This window comes from Pseudoalteromonas sp. SR41-4 (assembly GCF_014163985.1).
GTDB lineage: Bacteria > Pseudomonadota > Gammaproteobacteria > Enterobacterales > Alteromonadaceae > Pseudoalteromonas > Pseudoalteromonas rhizosphaerae.
Genome location: NZ_JACJEI010000013.1, coordinates 22,831 through 39,189 on the forward strand (window position 1 = coordinate 22,831; position 16,359 = coordinate 39,189).

At 36.2% G+C, this 16,359-nt stretch carries 16 protein-coding genes; 5 read left to right on the forward strand and 11 right to left on the reverse strand.

Annotation, left to right across the window (positions count from 1 at the left end; all coding sequences use genetic code 11):
* Window position 1: 1 nt before the first annotated feature.
* From H5180_RS11875 to H5180_RS11925, 11 genes are all read right to left on the reverse strand, one after another.
* Window positions 2-850, reverse strand: a complete 849-nt coding sequence (locus tag H5180_RS11875; RefSeq protein WP_145239468.1) for an FkbM family methyltransferase — start codon at window positions 848-850, stop codon at window positions 2-4.
* Window positions 850-2,628 carry a thiamine pyrophosphate-binding protein gene (locus H5180_RS11880; protein ID WP_076923528.1) on the reverse strand — a complete coding sequence of 593 codons (1,779 nt, stop codon included), beginning with the start codon at window positions 2,626-2,628 and terminating at the stop codon, window positions 850-852. Before H5180_RS11880 ends, H5180_RS11875 begins: the two co-directional genes overlap by 1 nt.
* Entirely contained in the window at window positions 2,629-3,399 is a 771-nt protein-coding gene (locus H5180_RS11885; RefSeq protein WP_182758301.1) for an SDR family oxidoreductase, read from the reverse strand.
* The gene (locus H5180_RS11890; RefSeq protein ID WP_182758302.1) at window positions 3,399-4,454 is read right to left on the reverse strand and encodes an alpha-ketoacid dehydrogenase subunit beta; all 1,056 of its coding nucleotides are present in this window, start codon (window positions 4,452-4,454) and stop codon (window positions 3,399-3,401) included. Before H5180_RS11890 ends, H5180_RS11885 begins: the two co-directional genes overlap by 1 nt.
* The gene (locus H5180_RS11895) at window positions 4,444-5,400 is read right to left on the reverse strand and encodes a thiamine pyrophosphate-dependent dehydrogenase E1 component subunit alpha (RefSeq protein WP_169019240.1); all 957 of its coding nucleotides are present in this window, start codon (window positions 5,398-5,400) and stop codon (window positions 4,444-4,446) included. The genes H5180_RS11890 and H5180_RS11895 overlap by 11 nt, the downstream gene beginning before the upstream one ends.
* The gene (locus tag H5180_RS11900) at window positions 5,400-6,092 is read right to left on the reverse strand and encodes a class I SAM-dependent methyltransferase (RefSeq protein ID WP_253188782.1); all 693 of its coding nucleotides are present in this window, start codon (window positions 6,090-6,092) and stop codon (window positions 5,400-5,402) included. Before H5180_RS11900 ends, H5180_RS11895 begins: the two co-directional genes overlap by 1 nt.
* Window positions 6,070-7,065, reverse strand: coding sequence for a GDP-mannose 4,6-dehydratase (locus tag H5180_RS11905; protein WP_076923524.1), 996 nt, complete (start codon window positions 7,063-7,065; stop codon window positions 6,070-6,072). The genes H5180_RS11900 and H5180_RS11905 overlap by 23 nt, the downstream gene beginning before the upstream one ends.
* A 3-nt stretch (window positions 7,066-7,068) precedes the next feature.
* On the reverse strand, window positions 7,069-8,343 hold the full coding sequence (locus H5180_RS11910) for a hypothetical protein (protein WP_182758303.1): 1,275 nt from the start codon (window positions 8,341-8,343) through the stop codon (window positions 7,069-7,071).
* Window positions 8,343-8,951, reverse strand: coding sequence for an SIS domain-containing protein (locus tag H5180_RS11915; RefSeq protein WP_182758304.1), 609 nt, complete (start codon window positions 8,949-8,951; stop codon window positions 8,343-8,345). The genes H5180_RS11910 and H5180_RS11915 overlap by 1 nt, the downstream gene beginning before the upstream one ends.
* Entirely contained in the window at window positions 8,948-9,895 is a 948-nt protein-coding gene (locus H5180_RS11920; RefSeq protein ID WP_145239453.1) for an NAD(P)-dependent oxidoreductase, read from the reverse strand. Before H5180_RS11920 ends, H5180_RS11915 begins: the two co-directional genes overlap by 4 nt.
* A 68-nt stretch (window positions 9,896-9,963) precedes the next feature.
* Window positions 9,964-10,689, reverse strand: a complete 726-nt coding sequence (locus H5180_RS11925; RefSeq protein ID WP_076923520.1) for a cytidylyltransferase domain-containing protein — start codon at window positions 10,687-10,689, stop codon at window positions 9,964-9,966.
* Window positions 10,690-10,875: 186 nt separating this feature from the next.
* Between H5180_RS11925 and pseI the strand changes: the two genes are divergently transcribed.
* Genes pseI through H5180_RS11950 form a run of 5 tightly spaced genes read left to right on the forward strand, consistent with a single transcriptional unit; the run spans window position 10,876 to window position 16,354 of the window.
* Entirely contained in the window at window positions 10,876-11,925 is a 1,050-nt protein-coding gene (pseI, locus tag H5180_RS11930) for a pseudaminic acid synthase (RefSeq protein WP_182718191.1), read from the forward strand.
* A complete protein-coding gene (locus tag H5180_RS11935) occupies window positions 11,922-13,010 on the forward strand; it encodes an FkbM family methyltransferase (RefSeq protein WP_182758305.1) in 1,089 nt (362 codons plus the stop codon). The genes pseI and H5180_RS11935 overlap by 4 nt, the downstream gene beginning before the upstream one ends.
* Window positions 13,010-13,252, forward strand: a complete 243-nt coding sequence (locus H5180_RS11940; protein ID WP_076923517.1) for an acyl carrier protein — start codon at window positions 13,010-13,012, stop codon at window positions 13,250-13,252. Before H5180_RS11935 ends, H5180_RS11940 begins: the two co-directional genes overlap by 1 nt.
* A 2-nt stretch (window positions 13,253-13,254) precedes the next feature.
* A complete protein-coding gene (locus H5180_RS11945; protein ID WP_182758306.1) occupies window positions 13,255-14,838 on the forward strand; it encodes a hypothetical protein in 1,584 nt (527 codons plus the stop codon).
* Window positions 14,828-16,354, forward strand: a complete 1,527-nt coding sequence (locus tag H5180_RS11950) for a class I adenylate-forming enzyme family protein (protein WP_182758307.1) — start codon at window positions 14,828-14,830, stop codon at window positions 16,352-16,354. The genes H5180_RS11945 and H5180_RS11950 overlap by 11 nt, the downstream gene beginning before the upstream one ends.
* Window positions 16,355-16,359: the final 5 nt, after the last annotated feature.

Genomic DNA, 16,359 nt, shown 5'->3' on the forward strand with positions numbered 1-16,359 from the left:
TTTACCAAGGCATCTTATTTTTACTAGAAAGGAAAACACTACCTTCTCTATGACTTAGGGGTAATTCGGCAAGAGAGTTCACTTTTTTCCAATCATTTTTTTGAAGAAAAATATTTAAGCCGACTTGTAAACTGTAGTCGAAAATAGTTTTTGCATTTTTTTCGCCATTAATTTCCATCATAAAATCAATTTTTAAAGCGTCCTCCGAAGAAATTGAAGTTAATACATCTGCTTCTTGACCTTCAATATCAATTTTAATTAAGTCAAATTCTTTAGCTATATTACCTATGTTATTAACTTTAACTTCAAATTTATCTAGCTCTCCATAGGGATTACTTTTTGCGCCGCTCAAATGACTTCCAGTTAAGTTTCCACATACTCGTGTAAATTCAGCTTTGCCATCAAAACTTGCCGCGGCTTCATTTATTGGCTTAATCTTTTTACAATTATTTAATTCTAGGTTTTGTTTTAAAACGCGGAATGTTTCAGGGTCCGCTTCAAAACATGTAACTTGATAATCTAATAAGCTCAGCACTATTGAATGCAGACCGATATTAGCGCCAAGATCTAACACATTCTTATAGTTATTTTTATTTTTCAAGTAAAAGCTTAAAATGATTAGCTCATCAATACCAAACAAATGAGTCGTATTAATATTGCCCATATCGTAATACGGAAGAGAAAATGTAATATTATCCGTTAATAAAAATGTTGGTGTTGATGTCGTGTTATAAGCGCTGGCAATTACTTTTGATAGTTTTTTGTTAAGAAGCTGGTAATCACTGCTTGATTGTACGTGTGATTGTGTATTCCTAGCTAGCATAACCAGCTCTTGGTGTAAGTTTATCATTATAGATTTTCCTTCAAACTGGGTATAAGCATAGCTTTTTTTTGTTTTATGTAAGCAAGTTCAGGGCTCATATTCTCTAATGGATTGCCATACTTGATAATCGGTTCATATCTAAAGTTTGGGTTAATTACTAATTCGATAAGCTTTGGCCCTTCTTGATCCATGCGAAGGTGTAAACGTTCTACTAATAATTTTAATTGCTCATTATTTTCAACTTTTTCAGAGTCGATCCCATAAGCTTTAGCAACTTCAGAAAAATTTATGTGAGGCAAGCCATTATTACAATCAGCAGAAAAATAATTTGAGTCTAGCCAATCATCTTGGGTTTGTTTTATCATACAATGACCACTATTGTTAAATACAATAATAATGACTGGAAGTTTCAAGTGATTTAACGTTGAAAGTTCTTGGATATTCATTTGCAAACCACCATCGCCAACTATACAAAATACTTCTTTTTCTTTTGCTAGGGCAACACCAATCGATGCAGGTAAAGCATAGCCCATGGGGGTATTATTATATGAAGAAATATACTGCTGGCCTTTTTTCTCTTTACCGTAGACAAGAGTTAAAGGTAAGCAAGTACCTGTATCCACACATATATTTTGGTCATCACAGAAAGCACCACTAAACAACTCAACAGCTAAATATGGGTTTACACCACCGTAATTATATTCAGGTATGTAGTTAAACTCTTGTGTGACATCCGTAATATAATTTAGCCACACATCGTTATTTTTAAATATTTCAATTAAATCTTCACAATGCAGTGAAAAAGCATCTAAAAAAACTTGTACAGATACAGGAAATTGATAGTTGATTACTTTGCCTAATTGGGCAAATTTCTCTATTTCATTATGGTCAATATCCACCATTGCGATTTTAGCTTCACGTGCAAAGGTATCTAATTTTGCTGTGGCTTTTGAATCTAGTCTGCACCCAATAGAAATGATAAAATCACAATTTTGTAAAACGATATTATTCCCACGTAAAGAATGAGTTCCAAAATTCCCTAGATTTAGCTCGTCATCATGATTTGCAATCCCTTTGAGCGGCCAAGTCGATAGAAAGGGGATTTTTAGTTTTGTTGCAAGTGAAATTAACCGTTCTGCTGAGTTATGGCACCCAGCACCAAGAATAAATAAAGGTTTTTTCGCTTGTTTTAATGACACTATGAAGTTATTAAATATGTTTTCTTGAATAACTTTATGGTTTACAGTTGATTGATTAAAAGCTTCAAATGGTATTTTTTTTATATCTAATATCTCTCGCTGAAAGTCATCAGGAATATCTATTAACACAGGCCCTGGCCGGCCACTTAATGCTGCTTTTATAGCTTCAGGTAATACAGTGATAATGTCATTAGGTCTTTTTAATTGTATTGCGTACTTTGTTATTGGCTTTGCCATAGAAACAATATCGGTTTCTTGGAAACCATATTGGCGAACCCCTAATTTATGCGATTGCCTAAATGAAGCTACATTTCCAGTTATATGTAAAGTAGCTACAGAGTCAAAGTAGGAGCTTGCGATACCTGTTAATAAATTTGTAGCGCCTGGGCCTGATGTGGCTATAGTCACGCCTAGTACATGGTGTGTTTTTGCATAACTATCAGCAGCCATCGCACATGATTGCTCATGTTGCATTGCAATAGCTGAAAGCGAAGGGTGTTTTTCAATTGAGTCAATTAAATGTAAAGCAGCACCGCCTTGCAGAACAAATACATGCTTGATATCTAATTGAGCAAGGTAAGATGCAATATAATCCGTTAGTTTCATTTATGTATGCTCTTTATTGAGTCTACGCAATTTGTAGATATTTGGGTTTTCAAGAGACTCCAAAAAATCCTCATGAAAAATTTCTTTGGATGCAATGCTATAGTTTCGTCCACTAAACTTACTATTTGCATTATCAAGAAGAAAAATTAAGGAGTCGATGACCAGTTGCATAGACACAAAGTCATTTTCCTCATATCTTCTGGCTGTTTCCTTATATGCTTCCGGCACTATTTCTTTTGCGTGGAGTGTTTGTTGGTGAATAGGTGTATCTACCCAGCCAGGACCAACATTTAGAAAGATTAAATTGGGATATTCAGCAGCTAAAACTTCAGTCATTTTTATTAATGCTACTTTCGCATTTATATAAGAGTTGAACTTCGTCGGGGCGCTATTGACGCCTCCGCCAGCAAAAGTCAGGATTTTGCAGTTTGATTTCATTTTTAGAACTGCTGAACTTAACACTTGCACTATAGATAAGTAATTAATTCTATATGCATTTTCCCAATCGTCATAAGAGCAATCTGATAGAGAACCGATTGGCTCGAGTGTGCCATGAACAAAAATTATACTATCATATATTGAAAAGTTCGTTTTATGGCACCAATCGTCAACGTTTTTTTGTGAGCTAAAATCAACTTTTGTTAGTTCAGCAAAATCTAAGTTTGATTTTCGCCCTCGATAAGTACCGTGAATAATCGTATTTTGGCTTAAGCGCTCAGCAAGTGCTTGCCCAATACCACTATTTATTCCTGTAATTAATACTCGATTCATTAAAACGGGCCTTTAAACCAGTTACCAGGAACATCGTGAGGAAATTCTACATCTTCGGTCATAAATATTTCCCTATCAAGGAGTTCAGATACAGCTTTAGTAATCTCAGTTCTGGTTTTGTAGTATTTTTTTGTTAATCCAAAGCTCGTAGGTTCAGGGTAAGAGGGGAGTGCTATTCGTTTTATTGGTTTTTTTAAGGAAGTAAAGCATGCTTCATATATTTTTGCTGAAATTTCACTAGAGACAGAAAATGAGTTATGTCCTATATCAGTGCATATGCAGGTTTGAGTCTTATTGACCGAGTTATAAATAGTTTGCCAATCAATATTTGTCGGTTCAGATACCTCAATTACCTCGCAGTTAACACCTTGTTTTTTTAGGAAGTTGTGGCAGTGTATGGCTTCTAGGAGCATATAGCTATTAGCGATGATAGTGACATCTTCACCTTCTTTGATGACTCTCGTTGTTTGCATGTTTGAGTTGTAATCGACGCACGTTTCTTTGTCGATGTTTTGGTTATGCAGCCATCGATGTTCAAGGAAAATAGTTGGATTATTATCCATTATACTTTGATAAAGTAGCTGTCCTACATTATCAGTTAAGCTTGGAGTAACAACTTTAAGTCCAGGGATATGTGCAAACCATGATTGCAAGCTTTGTTGATGAGTGGGTCCTTGACCCCAACCCCTACCTATGATTAAACGTATTGTTAAAGGTACAGTCATTTGCCCATTAAACATGTAGTGCCACTTAGCGGCATTATTTACAAGTTGGTCCATGGCAAGCAAGAAAAAATCGACTCGTTGATGGGTCATTAATACACGTGTGCCAGTAATAGCTGCGCCAATCCCTACACCCGTCATTGCATTTTCAGATATTGGCATATCAAAGACACGGTCTGAGCCAAACTTTGATTGTAAGCCTGTAGTTGTACCAAAAATAGCTTTCGGATCATTAATACCTAATCCCATACAAATCATGCTATCGTCTTCAGCCATGGCACAGTGCTGTGCTTGGTTTATTTCTTCAGCGAATGTTGTTGTTTTATTTTGCATAAAGAAACTCTTCGTTTAACTGTGGATTTGGAAAAGGGCTATTTTCAGCAAAAAGAAAAGCATCTTCTATTTCATTTTTTATTTTGATAATCATTTCGTTATGAGTTTTCTCGAAATGTTGATCTGCTGATAGTTCCGCGAATAATAATTTTAACGGATCTTTTTCAAGCCATGTTTTGACTTCACCTGCGGCTCTGTAGTTTAAGTCATCATCAAAATTAGGACCGCAATGCTCTCTGTGACGATATGTATCAAGCTCTAAGAGTGCTGGGGCATTATTCTTTCTAATATATTCAATAGCACTCTCAACGGCATGGGTTAGTGGTATTAAAAGATTTCCATCAGCGTGAAAGCTTTCAACTCCAATTGATTGCGATAAATCCGTAATGCTTCTATTAACCGGCTGGCGAACTTCTAATGGGCTATACACTGAATAGCGGTTATTCTCACATATGAATAATATAGGAAGAGATTTAACTGCTGCAAAATTTAACGACTCGTAAAAAGCGCCTTCTTCCGTTGCACCGTCACCAAAATAACTTACGGTCAAAAAATTGCTATTTTGTAGTTTTTGACTTAGCGCACTGCCAACCGCCAGTGGTATACTATTACCCACAATTGCAGTGCTAGCTATAAAACCGCAATCCAAGTCTGTTAAGTGCATAGAGCCACCTCTGCCACCTGTGCAGCCTGTCGCCTTGCCATATAATTCAGCTATCATTTTCTTTAATGATCCGCCTTTGGCTAGATAGTGGGCATGTGCTCTATGTGAACTGAAAGCCTTATCATCTTTAGATAAAAAATTAGAAACAACAACAGGTACTAGCTCTTGACCTATTGACAGATGTGTTGGGCATCTCATTTCTTGCTCAGGGTAGCGTAAGGCTATCATTTCTTCTATTTTTCGAATTCTTAATGATTCAAAATATGCATCAAGTTTTTTCATTAGGGTATAAACCAATAAAAATCGCCAGTGTAGCCTGTATCTTTGAAAAACTCTTTCCACTGATCAACATGCATCATTGTTTTGGCTGTTAGATTCCAGGCTTCCATGCGTTCTTTTTCTTGTTCATTTCTATATGCATCAACAGTAATAAATGCTTTAGCTTTAGAAACTCGCTCTATTTCTTGCAGTGCTTTTGCACAATTATTAAGATCTAAATTATGAATAGTGTTAATTGATATTACAGTATCAAAACTATTGTCTTCGAAAGGTAATTTAGTAGCGCAACCTTGTTGTAATAAGTGCTTTACTTCCTGTTTGGCATTGTCTAATGCGTAATGGGATATATCTATTCCACTTAATGTCATTGTTGGTAGCTGTTGTAAAATATCATAAAGCATAAATCCTTTTGCACAGCCTACGTCTAATAAACTGCTATTTTCTTGCAGGCCAAAGTGCGTAATAAAGTCAGGCACGACTGGCTGCCAAAATCTTGAATGATAGTTAAAACCACCATAGCCGTGCTCTCTATCACCATCAAAGAATTCCTCGTCAAATTGGCGCGCTATAGCTCTAACTGCTTCACTTTTGGCTTCTAATCTACCAGAAAGATCACGCTTAGACTTAGGGTAATTTTTTAGTAAATCTATTTCTTGTCCTATCATGATTACCTCAAGGTTTGTGAATATAGTCATGTTCTTGCTTGGCGAGTACATCTAAATTTTGCTTCATCCAATAAATTGTTCGTTCTAAGCCGTTTTCTAATGAAATAGAATCTTGCCAATTTAGCTCGGAGCGAATTTTTTTTGTGTCTAATAAATATGCTGCATCTTTTCCTAATCGATCTTCAGTCGATTGGCACACTTGTTCAAATGGGAGCTTAAGCATATTGCAGATTGTTTCAACGAGTACTCGAATAGAGATCATTTGCTCTGTTGAAATATGGTAAATATCACCATTTTTACCCTTTTCGCCAATAAGTTGTGTCGCTGAAGATACATCGTCAATATGTATAAATGATCGTGTTGAATGCCCTCCGCCATGCAGCTGTAATTTTTTGCCTAGTAGGGCATATAAAATAGTACGAGGGATTATGCGATAAAGCTGTTGGCCTTCACCATAAACATTGGCAGCTCGTGTAAATACCACTGGAAAGTCATAAACATCTGCAAATGTATGTAGACTCATATCTGCAGCAGCACGGGAGACTGCATATGGTGTACTGGGTTGATAATTAGTATGCTCTGGTACTAATCCGTTACAACTACCATAAACTTCGGGAGTTGATATATGGATGTATTTTTCAAGGAAATCTAATTGTCGGAGAGAATTGTGTAACTTGATCGTTGAAACAGTGTTAGTCATAAACCAATGTTCAGGATGTTGCCAGCTTTGACCAACCATGCTTTGTGCAGCAAAGTTATAAATTTTTTTAATTTTTTTCTGTTTAACAATATCAATAATTTTTTGCAGATGATGATTTATATCCAGTTGGCTAAATTGCAATTTATCTGCATTTTTTTGCCAACTATATGGTAGTAATGCTGAATTAGGTTCTGATGAGCGACTAACAGCAACAATTTGCTGATCATTTTTTAGCATATGCGCACAAAATGATGCCCCTGAAAATGAATTGCTTCCTAAAACTAAAATTGATGAGTCATTCATAGTTTAGATTGCCGCCTTATTTATTTTATTCTCAAGAAGAGAAAATTGAGTTTGAATATTTTCAAATGAATCATCCATCCATGCATTTATTTGAAATTCATTATCATTAAAGTAATGATTTTTTCCAACTTCAAAGCCGTGCATGCTATTTGTTCTGTCTGATAGATTTGGAATATCATTCGAACACCATCTAAAAATGATTGAGCGAGCCCCTTCAAGATAGCTAATCGGATAAAGAGGACCACTGTCGACACCCATATTTATATACGCTTCATGGTATAAGGCGAGCCTGATACTTAAATCTACAGCTGCAAGGGGATACGTTGTAAGCGATTGATATTTTTCTTCAAGGGGCTCACTTACTTTATAAGTATCTCTAATAATTAGCGGAAAGTATTCATTGAGGTCTAGTGATAATGCAAAATCAAGCCATGCCGTTGTATTGCTATTTCTGTGCTCGGAATTTGCCCAATATTCTCTCAATGTAATTGTTATTAGCTTTTTTTTGTCCACGTTATGTCTTATGAAGTCATTAACAATAGTATAAGCTTGTTGTGGAGGTGCTAAGTTACTTAATTTAATATTTTGCTCGGCATAAGATTTTAATAATTTAAAATCTCCAGCTGCTTGTCTAGGGTTTTGAAAGTAGTTATTTGGATATATGCTAGGGTTCAAGCTTTTATAGTATACAAGGCTACTTTGCGAAATCGGCTGATCAATACCTATGCATGAGGCAAGACAATTAAACATGGGTTTAATAACCTTTTCGATACGCCATTTAGCATCAACGTTATCGTGATATACATTTAATCCTGGAGTATCGTCACTATGGCTAGGGATAATTACAAATTGAATATTTTTTTTATTTTGTTTTTTTCGTTCTATTTCAGCTAAAACGATAAAAGTAGTTACATCAAAGCAGGGCAAATTATAAGAGAGATCATAAAAAGCATATAACGTTGATTTAGTATCAATATCAAATTGCATTTGTATACAAGGAATGAGCTTACCGCTCATGTGGTTAAAAAAAGAACATTGATTAGTGGTAATACCAATTTTATTTAAAGATTGTAAGATATCAAAGACAAATTCAGAACAAATTACTACTTGGAGCGTTTGTTTTTTTTCTAGTTTTGATAATTCTTCTAATGATTTTGCAGGCGTGCCTTTGTATGATTCGCCACCATTTGTACAAGCAAAAATATTATTGTCAGTATTATATTCTGATCGGATAAACATTTCTGTTGAGGCTGTAATTCCGTAGACAATGGTGGTCATTAATTAGGCTCACGTAATGCATTGTATAGAGCTTTCATTAAGATATGCCCGACAATAACTTGAGTATCTTCTGATATCTGCATATCTTGGACTTCGAAATGGAAAACTTGGTCAAGCATCGGCTTAACTTTACCGCCAGAAAATCCTAAAATGCCCACTGTTTTCATGCCAATGTCGAGTGCTTGTTGAGTCGCTCTAATTATATTTTCAGAGTTACCGCTACCAGATAAAACAAGTAAAATATCATTGCTGTTTGCTTTAACTTTTAGCTGATGTGCAAAAATATTTTCATAACCAATGTCATTGCCTAGGCAAGTTAAAACAGAGCTGTTTGCTGGTAATGCTTCAACTTTTAATGCATTACCTTCTGGGCTAATACCAAATGTAAAGTCATTTGCAAGGTGGATTGCATTTGCTGCTGAGCCGCCATTGCCACATAAATATAAAGTGCCGTTATTTGCCTTCATAGTAAGTAAGGTATCAACAAGACTCTTAACTTGTTCACTATCTAACTGTTTTAATACATCCGTTAGGGTGTTCACATAGTTTGTTGTCAGTTTTTTCACTGAATCCTTGGCTATAGTGGTTGCAGATTGGTTGTTAGTCATAAAACTTCTCTTTGCATCCATTTAAGGTTGTAAAAATGGTCTTCATCTTTAAGTAAGTCTTGTTTGTAAGCTGTAATAATTTCGGTAATGGCTGTGTCGACATTTTTATTGGGTGTAAAACCGGTAGATAGTAACTTATCTGAATTAATACGGTAACAACGAGGGTCATTTGAAGGAGTAACCTCAATCTCACATGCTATTTTAGCCTGTACCATTTTTGCTATATCCATAATTGAGATATTTTCAAACCCTGCATTAAAGACACCAGAGACTTTCTCTGGATTATCCAGCATATAAATATAGAGATCAGTAATATCGTCAATATGAATATTTGGTCTGACTTGATCGCCGCCAAACACTGTGATTTTTCCATTTTTTAGAGCTTGCATTGTCAGCATATTGACAGAAACATCTAAGCGCATTCGTTTAGATAAACCGCATACAGTTGCTGGGCGTACAATTTGTACCGCCATGTCGTCGGCATAACTAAGAAGTACACGCTCTGCAACCATTTTCGTTTTGTTGTATTCAGAAATAGGCTCAAGCGTTAAGTCCTCAGTTACTTGCTCTTCATCTTTAACGCCGTATACGCTACCCGATGACGCATAAATAAACTGTTTTATTCCACAGCGCTTTGCTTTATCGGCTAAGCGCATAGTTGCTAACGCACTCACTTCCCATGTTAATTTAGGGTTTAAATCACCACAGGGATCGTTTGCGATAGAAGCAAGATGAATAATAGAATCCACACCGTCTAAGTTAATCGTATCAGTGTCGCGTACGTCACCTTTAATGACTGAGAGGTTGTCATGAGAGGGCAAAAAATTACCAAACCATTGGATGTCAAACGCGATTACGCGATGGCCTAAAGCCAGTAGTTTTGGAACCAGTACAGTTCCTTTATAGCCAGTTGCACCGGTAACTAATATTGTTTTTGGATTCATTTAATATTCTCTAATTCTTTGGTAGTCATAAATATAATGTTCAATGACATACAATTATTATGCCTAACTTAAGTAGATTTTTGCTCTACATGTTTATTTATATCGGTGATGTGAGGGTTTTCCTTTAATGTTTTTATTAAATCATTATAGGAAAAATCTACTTTATTCAAAAAATGCTCATAAACAGCGGTAATTGCTTTGTAATCGTCTGGTTCATCAAGTGTTAGGCGAAAGTGGCTATAATCTTCATACGCACTGAATGTGTGAGTCGTTATAGTATTAAATTTTGCCATGCCTAACGTAACATGCTCACGATCGTCCGGTGATGTTGCTTTTAGATGGGTATTCTCTAGTAAATCAAATGAAAATGCGCAGCAGTCAAGTCCTCTAGGGTAACCACTATGAGGACCTAAATTAACCATGTCATAGGTTTGAGTCACTCTTTCATTAATCACTTTGTTACATAGCTCTTCATCAATCAGTGGACAATCACTCGTTAGCCTAACTATGGTTGTAGATGATTGAGCATTATAATGTTTAGCAGCCAGATAATAGCGGCTTAGTACGTCTTGTGTATCCCCTTGGTAGGTTTTAATATTCAGCTGTGTGCATAAATCCAAGATAGGCTGCTCAGTGCCATCATTAGTTGTTGCGACAATGATTTGATCGTGCCAGTTTGGTAAGCGTTCAAGCATAATTTGTAACACTGGTTTGCCACACAGCGGCAACATCACTTTGGCAGGCAATCTGGTTGATGTCATACGTGCTTGAATTATTATTAATACATCAGACATGGTCACTGGTAATCGTAATTATTATTGAGATAAATATAGCAAATCATTACACTCTTGCACATAACTTAAAAGTTAAAATCCTTTTGGATCAATATAGTTTATCAAATTGTAAGCTATTGTAGATAATTAGGTATGAAATTTGCTTTGATTTAATGATTTTTTGACAGTGCAATTTAAGGGGCGCAAATGGCGTTTAATTCTGAAATTACCATCGATGGTAGAAAAATTGGGCCAGGTCATCCTGTGTATATTATTGCCGAAATGTCAGCAAACCATGGTCAAAATTTAGAGCAGGCGAAAGCGTTAGTTAGAGCCGCAAAAGAGGCCGGAGCTGATGCGATAAAGTTACAAACTTACCGCGCAGATACTTTAACAATGGATTGTAAATTACCGCATTTTGAAGCAACAGGTCCATGGCAAGGACAATATTTATATGATTTATACGAAGGGGCATATATGCCATGGGATTTTCACGCCCCTTTAATTCAGCTGGCGAATGAAATCGGTATCACTATTTTTTCTTCACCATTTGATGATTCTGCAGTCGATTTATTGGAATCTTTTGATTCACCTGCATATAAAATAGCTTCGCCAGAGTTGATCGATCATGACCTCATTCGAAAAGTTGCTGCGACTGGAAAGCCGGTGATTATGTCAACAGGTGGAGCAACGCTTGCTGAGATTGACGAAGCTGTGAAAGTTGCTCACCAAGCAGGAGTAACAGATTTAGCTATATTGAAATGTACAAGTAGCTACCCAGCTCCCCCGCAAAGCATTAATTTAAAAACAATCCCTCATTTAGCAGATGTTTTTAAAGTACCAATAGGCTTATCGGATCACACATTAGGTAACCATATACCTGTCGCCTCTGTAGCTATGGGGGCGACAATTATAGAAAAGCATTTTGTGATGAGTAAAGAAGATGAAACGGCTGATAGCTTTTTTTCCATGACACCAGATGAACTTGAAGATTTAGTTCAAGGAGTTAGGCAAGTTGAGTTGGCTATTGGCAGTGTACATTTCCCTAGTGAGCCCAGTAAAGCAAGGCGTTGCCTATTTGCAGTGAGGGATATTGCTGCTGGTGAAGTTTTGAACAAAGAGAATGTGGTCAATCTAAGGCCTGGTGTAGGTGAGCTGATGCCAAAGGATTTAGGATTTATAACGGGCAGACTCGCAACGAAAGCGATTAAAAAAGGTATGCCTTTGACTTGGCATCACGTTGGAGCGATTAAATGAACTATCTAATTTACGGAGCGGGTCATTTTGGAGAATGTTTTTATAGAATTTTAGTAAAGCAAAAGCTACAAGTTAATGGGTGGATCGATCAACGTTTAGTTAGCCAGATGAAGTATAATTTACCTATTTTTGATGAGCATACAGCTGATCGTAATATGAAAGTCATTGTTGCTGTAACGCCGTTAGTTAACTCTAATAGAGGGCAAATCAAAGAGCGCCTACAAGAGCTCGGTTATAATAATGTTCTTGGCTTTTTTGAGGCTGCACGAGAGTTCCCAGAAGTGTTTAAGGAATATGCACAGCTAGAGCATTTATGGATGCGCACAAGTCATCATGATATGTTGAATTTACCAAGTATTAAGTGGTTACGAGCGCGTTTGGGGGATGATAAAAGTAAAAATATATTAGATAAATTGTGTGCTTTTAGGGCATCCCTTTCTATTGATGACTACCCTGAACCGGATAGAAAAATTGAGTACTTCCCAGATGATATACCTTTCAATTTTCAATCACCAATTCGTTTTATCGATTGTGGTGCTTATACTGGGGATACAGTAGAGGCGTTTGTAGAACTTCATAAAAAAAATATTATAACACTTGAGCATATTTCCTCATTTGAACCCGATACAAATAATTATCAAACACTTACAAATACACAAAACAGGCTAAAGAAAAATAATCCTGAAATTTCTTTTCAAGCATTCCCTTCGGGGGTTTGGAAATGTGTTGATTTACTTAATTTTAATCAAGGGCAAACAAGCTCCAGCAATATTATACAAAGTGAAGTTATAAATGATTCTTCAGTATCTGTTGTTGATTTAGACTCAACTTGTCAAGCTATGGATATAAACTATATAAAAATGGACATAGAGGGGGCCGAATTAGCTGCTCTTGAAGGTGCCAAAAGTTTAATTCAAACCCAACAGCCTGTGCTAGCTATTTGTGTTTACCATAAACCGAAAGATTTATGGGAACTCCCTCAATTTATCGATCAATTGCAGCCTAATTACGATATGTATTTACGAGTACATGAACATTTAGGGTTAAGCACCGTTTTGTATTGTATTCCAAAAGGTTCTCATTAATGAAAAATCAACTTATTAACTTTTTATATCAGTTTTTTACAGACAGAGGTTGCGCTGTTGATATTGATAATATTTTAGAGCTTTCATTCAAGGATGATATAGCTTTGGATTCATTTGAGATTCTGACATTAGTAATGCAGATTGAATTGACTTTCGGTATAAAAATTGAACCTCAGGAATTGCTTGATCCAAAGACGAATTATGTGAGTGGATTTGTTGATATGGTTATGGCAAAGCAATAATTATGTTTGCAATTCGTATCACTAATAAGCAAGACAATGGCATTGGTCATTTAATGCGAATGAAACATTTGGCTTCTGCATTAAAACAGCATCAATTAGGTGTCCACATAATTCTTGATGATTTATGTAAGTTTAGCCAAACGCTGTATGCAGATTTTAAAGTGGCTGATGTTCATTGGCAAAATTATGAAGAGGACGCACTTTTAACAATTAATTATATGCATCAGAATAGTTTATCGCATTTAATAGTTGATAGTTATACTTTACCGCATGAATACGAGCAGTTGATAAAGAAATCCGGTTTTACCTTAACCGTTATTGATGATAACGAGCGACAACATACTTGCGATTTTTTGATTGATTATAAATGGGTAGGACCGAATACAAAGAGCCGTTATGAATCGCTAGTACCGACTGATTGCGTTCGTCTTTTAGGCCCGAATTATTGTATTTTAGATCCCACATATCGTACCGTTGAAAAGCACTCTTCGGAGTCAGATCTTCCCGTTCGAGTTTTATTTTCATTAGGTGGCGGTGGTGATCTTTTTATTCTAAAAAGAATCTTTGATGGATTACCAAGAGCCATTCAAGCAAATGTTCTTTTTGATATAGTGGTAGGTCCCTATGCAACGAATAAAGATACTATGTATGCTATTGGGCAAGAGTTTCCAAATATTAATATTTTAGAGAATGTAACTTGCCTGAAAGAGTATTATGAAAGAGCCTCACTTTTTGTGGGTGCATTAGGCACCTCTTTTTATGAATGTGCTGCGACTAAAACACCAGCGATTACTTTTTCTCTTGAGGATAACCAGACTAATGATATTGATATCTTGGAGTGGTTAGGTCACTACCTCCATATTAATGATGTTTCTATTGATGATTTTTTGCGATTAGGAGAGTTAATTGATATCGCTCTTAGTCAATTACCAAGATTACAATTGCTGGTAGCCAAAAGAAAAGTATCGGTTGATGGCGAGGGGGCACGGCGAATAGCTAAAGCTCTTGTCGGTGAGAAGATATCAACAAATTGTTTTGCTATTGCTGAGCAGCACTGCGAAGTAAAGACTGAATTAACAGATAATTTGGTTGTTTGCCAAGTTGATGATACCCATATAAATAGTTATTTATCGGCTAGAAACTTACCTAGCAATAGCGTGAGAATGACTGTGCAGAATGCTATTAAGCCATTGGAACATTATTTATGGTGGTTTAATCAATCACGTTTTAACTTTGTGATTACAGAGCGAGAAGGCAGTAGGCAATCTCAAAGTTTGTATATCTGGCATAATTTATATAAAGATAAGTATTTATATGGCGGCTGGTTTTCTTGTAATCAAGATCTTTCCTTGCCCATAGCTATGATCGCCTTACAATGGCAACTTGAGTTTTGTAAAGCGAGTCATCCCAATGCTATTTGGCTTGCGGTGATCCACAAAGACAACAAATTTGTAAATTTGCTAAATAGCTATATGGGATTTGTGGCAATACCAATACATTCAAAAGAATATAAAGTAACGCAACAGTTATTTCCTTTGGCCGATGAGCAGTTTAATTTTGTAATGTGGGACCCAAATGCACAATAAAAATATATACCAGCTTGTTCAATCACATACGGTTACTCAACCTGAGAAAATTGCGTGTATATATCAACAGACCCAAATTAACTACCAACAACTAATAAATAAGGTTGATTCTTTAGCTGCTGGCCTGACTCAGTTAGGAATTAAGCAAGGACATAAAGTTGCGTTATTTTGTCCAAATAACCTCGAGTTTACATATTGTTTATTAGCTGCGGCCAAACTGGGTATTGCGCTTGCGCCATTACCACTAACTCTTAAAGGACAGGCTTTATCAAAAGCGTTACAAGTAGCTGATTGCGAGTATGCTATAGCATGGATAAGTGTGGCTGAACAACTTGTTAATAATGATGTTTTAGCTACCGACAATATAATTACGATAGGTGGCAATAGTGATAACTTGATTGATTTGGTCAATGTAATGTCTGCATCCACGGCGCAATATGATGAGTTTCCAGTAGAAAATATCAATTTACCTTATATTCTTACCATGACTTCAGGTTCTACTGGTCAACCTAAGCCAATAGTATTTACTCAAGCGACTAAAATTGTTCGCGCATTTGATGCGACGGCTCAGTATTACCAATTAGATAAAAGCGATGTTGTGTTGGTTTCAACACCTTTATATCATTCACTTGCACAGCGCTCTTTACTGATGCCACTAATGTTGGGCGCAAGTGTAGTTATTTTACCCAAGTTCTCAGTTAATGCTTGGCTTGATGCAATCAATACTCATAAAATTAGTTTTTTATTTGCTGTTTCAAGTCAACTAAAGGCCTTGATCCCAGAGTTAGCAAAAGCGCAGTTAACAAGCTTGAAGTGTGTTGTATCATCTTCTGCAACGCTTGAAAGCGACGACAAAAAGTCACTGTTATTAGCCTTGAATTGCCGTTTCCATGAATGTTATGGGGCATCAGAAATGGGGGTGATCAGTGATTTTGATATAACCGAGCCGAATGTACCGATCAATAGTGTAGGTAAGCCTTTACCAAATCTGAAAATAAAGATATGTGATGCTGAACGTAATACTTTGTCTAATGGTAATATCGGTGAAATAGCTTGTCGCTCACCAACTGCGTTTGCACAATATTATAACTTACCAGAGCAAACTGCGCAGAGTTACGACAGTGATGGTTATTTTTTTACTGGTGACCTTGGTTATTTGGATGATGATAATTATCTTTATTATGTTGGTCGAACAAAAGAAGTTATTAAATCGGGCGGGATCAATGTTTACCCGAGCGATATTGAGTTGGTAACTAATTACTTACCTTGGATTTCTGAGTGTGCGGCTTTTGGAGTAAGTGATGATAAATTTGGAGAAGTCATTTTATTATCTTTTGTTTGTAATGATGCTGCGCCAGTGAATGCAAAAATGCAGTTGCAAATGCATTTATTCAAAGAACTTACTGACTATCAGCAACCGCGAATTTTGTTTGAGATGAAAAGACTGCCAAAAACCGAAATGGGTAAAATCCATAAACCGAGTATCAAGCAGGCATATCTAGAGAGTTGTAATTAAGCGTA

Bases quoted from the DNA above. Each gene is read 5' to 3' on its own strand.
- H5180_RS11875 (WP_145239468.1), bottom strand. From the start codon at position 850: ATGATAAACTTACACCAAGAGCTGGTTATGCTAGCTAGGAATACACAA.
- H5180_RS11880 (WP_076923528.1), bottom strand. From the start codon at position 2,628: ATGAAACTAACGGATTATATTGCATCTTACCTTGCTCAATTAGATATC.
- H5180_RS11885 (WP_182758301.1), bottom strand. From the start codon at position 3,399: ATGAATCGAGTATTAATTACAGGAATAAATAGTGGTATTGGGCAAGCA.
- H5180_RS11890 (WP_182758302.1), bottom strand. From the start codon at position 4,454: ATGCAAAATAAAACAACAACATTCGCTGAAGAAATAAACCAAGCACAG.
- H5180_RS11895 (WP_169019240.1), bottom strand. From the start codon at position 5,400: ATGAAAAAACTTGATGCATATTTTGAATCATTAAGAATTCGAAAAATA.
- H5180_RS11900 (WP_253188782.1), bottom strand. From the start codon at position 6,092: ATGACTATATTCACAAACCTTGAGGTAATCATGATAGGACAAGAAATA.
- H5180_RS11905 (WP_076923524.1), bottom strand. From the start codon at position 7,065: ATGAATGACTCATCAATTTTAGTTTTAGGAAGCAATTCATTTTCAGGG.
- H5180_RS11910 (WP_182758303.1), bottom strand. From the start codon at position 8,343: ATGACCACCATTGTCTACGGAATTACAGCCTCAACAGAAATGTTTATC.
- H5180_RS11915 (WP_182758304.1), bottom strand. From the start codon at position 8,951: ATGACTAACAACCAATCTGCAACCACTATAGCCAAGGATTCAGTGAAA.
- H5180_RS11920 (WP_145239453.1), bottom strand. From the start codon at position 9,895: ATGAATCCAAAAACAATATTAGTTACCGGTGCAACTGGCTATAAAGGA.
- H5180_RS11925 (WP_076923520.1), bottom strand. From the start codon at position 10,689: ATGTCTGATGTATTAATAATAATTCAAGCACGTATGACATCAACCAGA.
- pseI (WP_182718191.1), top strand. From the start codon at position 10,876: ATGGCGTTTAATTCTGAAATTACCATCGATGGTAGAAAAATTGGGCCA.
- H5180_RS11935 (WP_182758305.1), top strand. From the start codon at position 11,922: ATGAACTATCTAATTTACGGAGCGGGTCATTTTGGAGAATGTTTTTAT.
- H5180_RS11940 (WP_076923517.1), top strand. From the start codon at position 13,010: ATGAAAAATCAACTTATTAACTTTTTATATCAGTTTTTTACAGACAGA.
- H5180_RS11945 (WP_182758306.1), top strand. From the start codon at position 13,255: ATGTTTGCAATTCGTATCACTAATAAGCAAGACAATGGCATTGGTCAT.
- H5180_RS11950 (WP_182758307.1), top strand. From the start codon at position 14,828: ATGCACAATAAAAATATATACCAGCTTGTTCAATCACATACGGTTACT.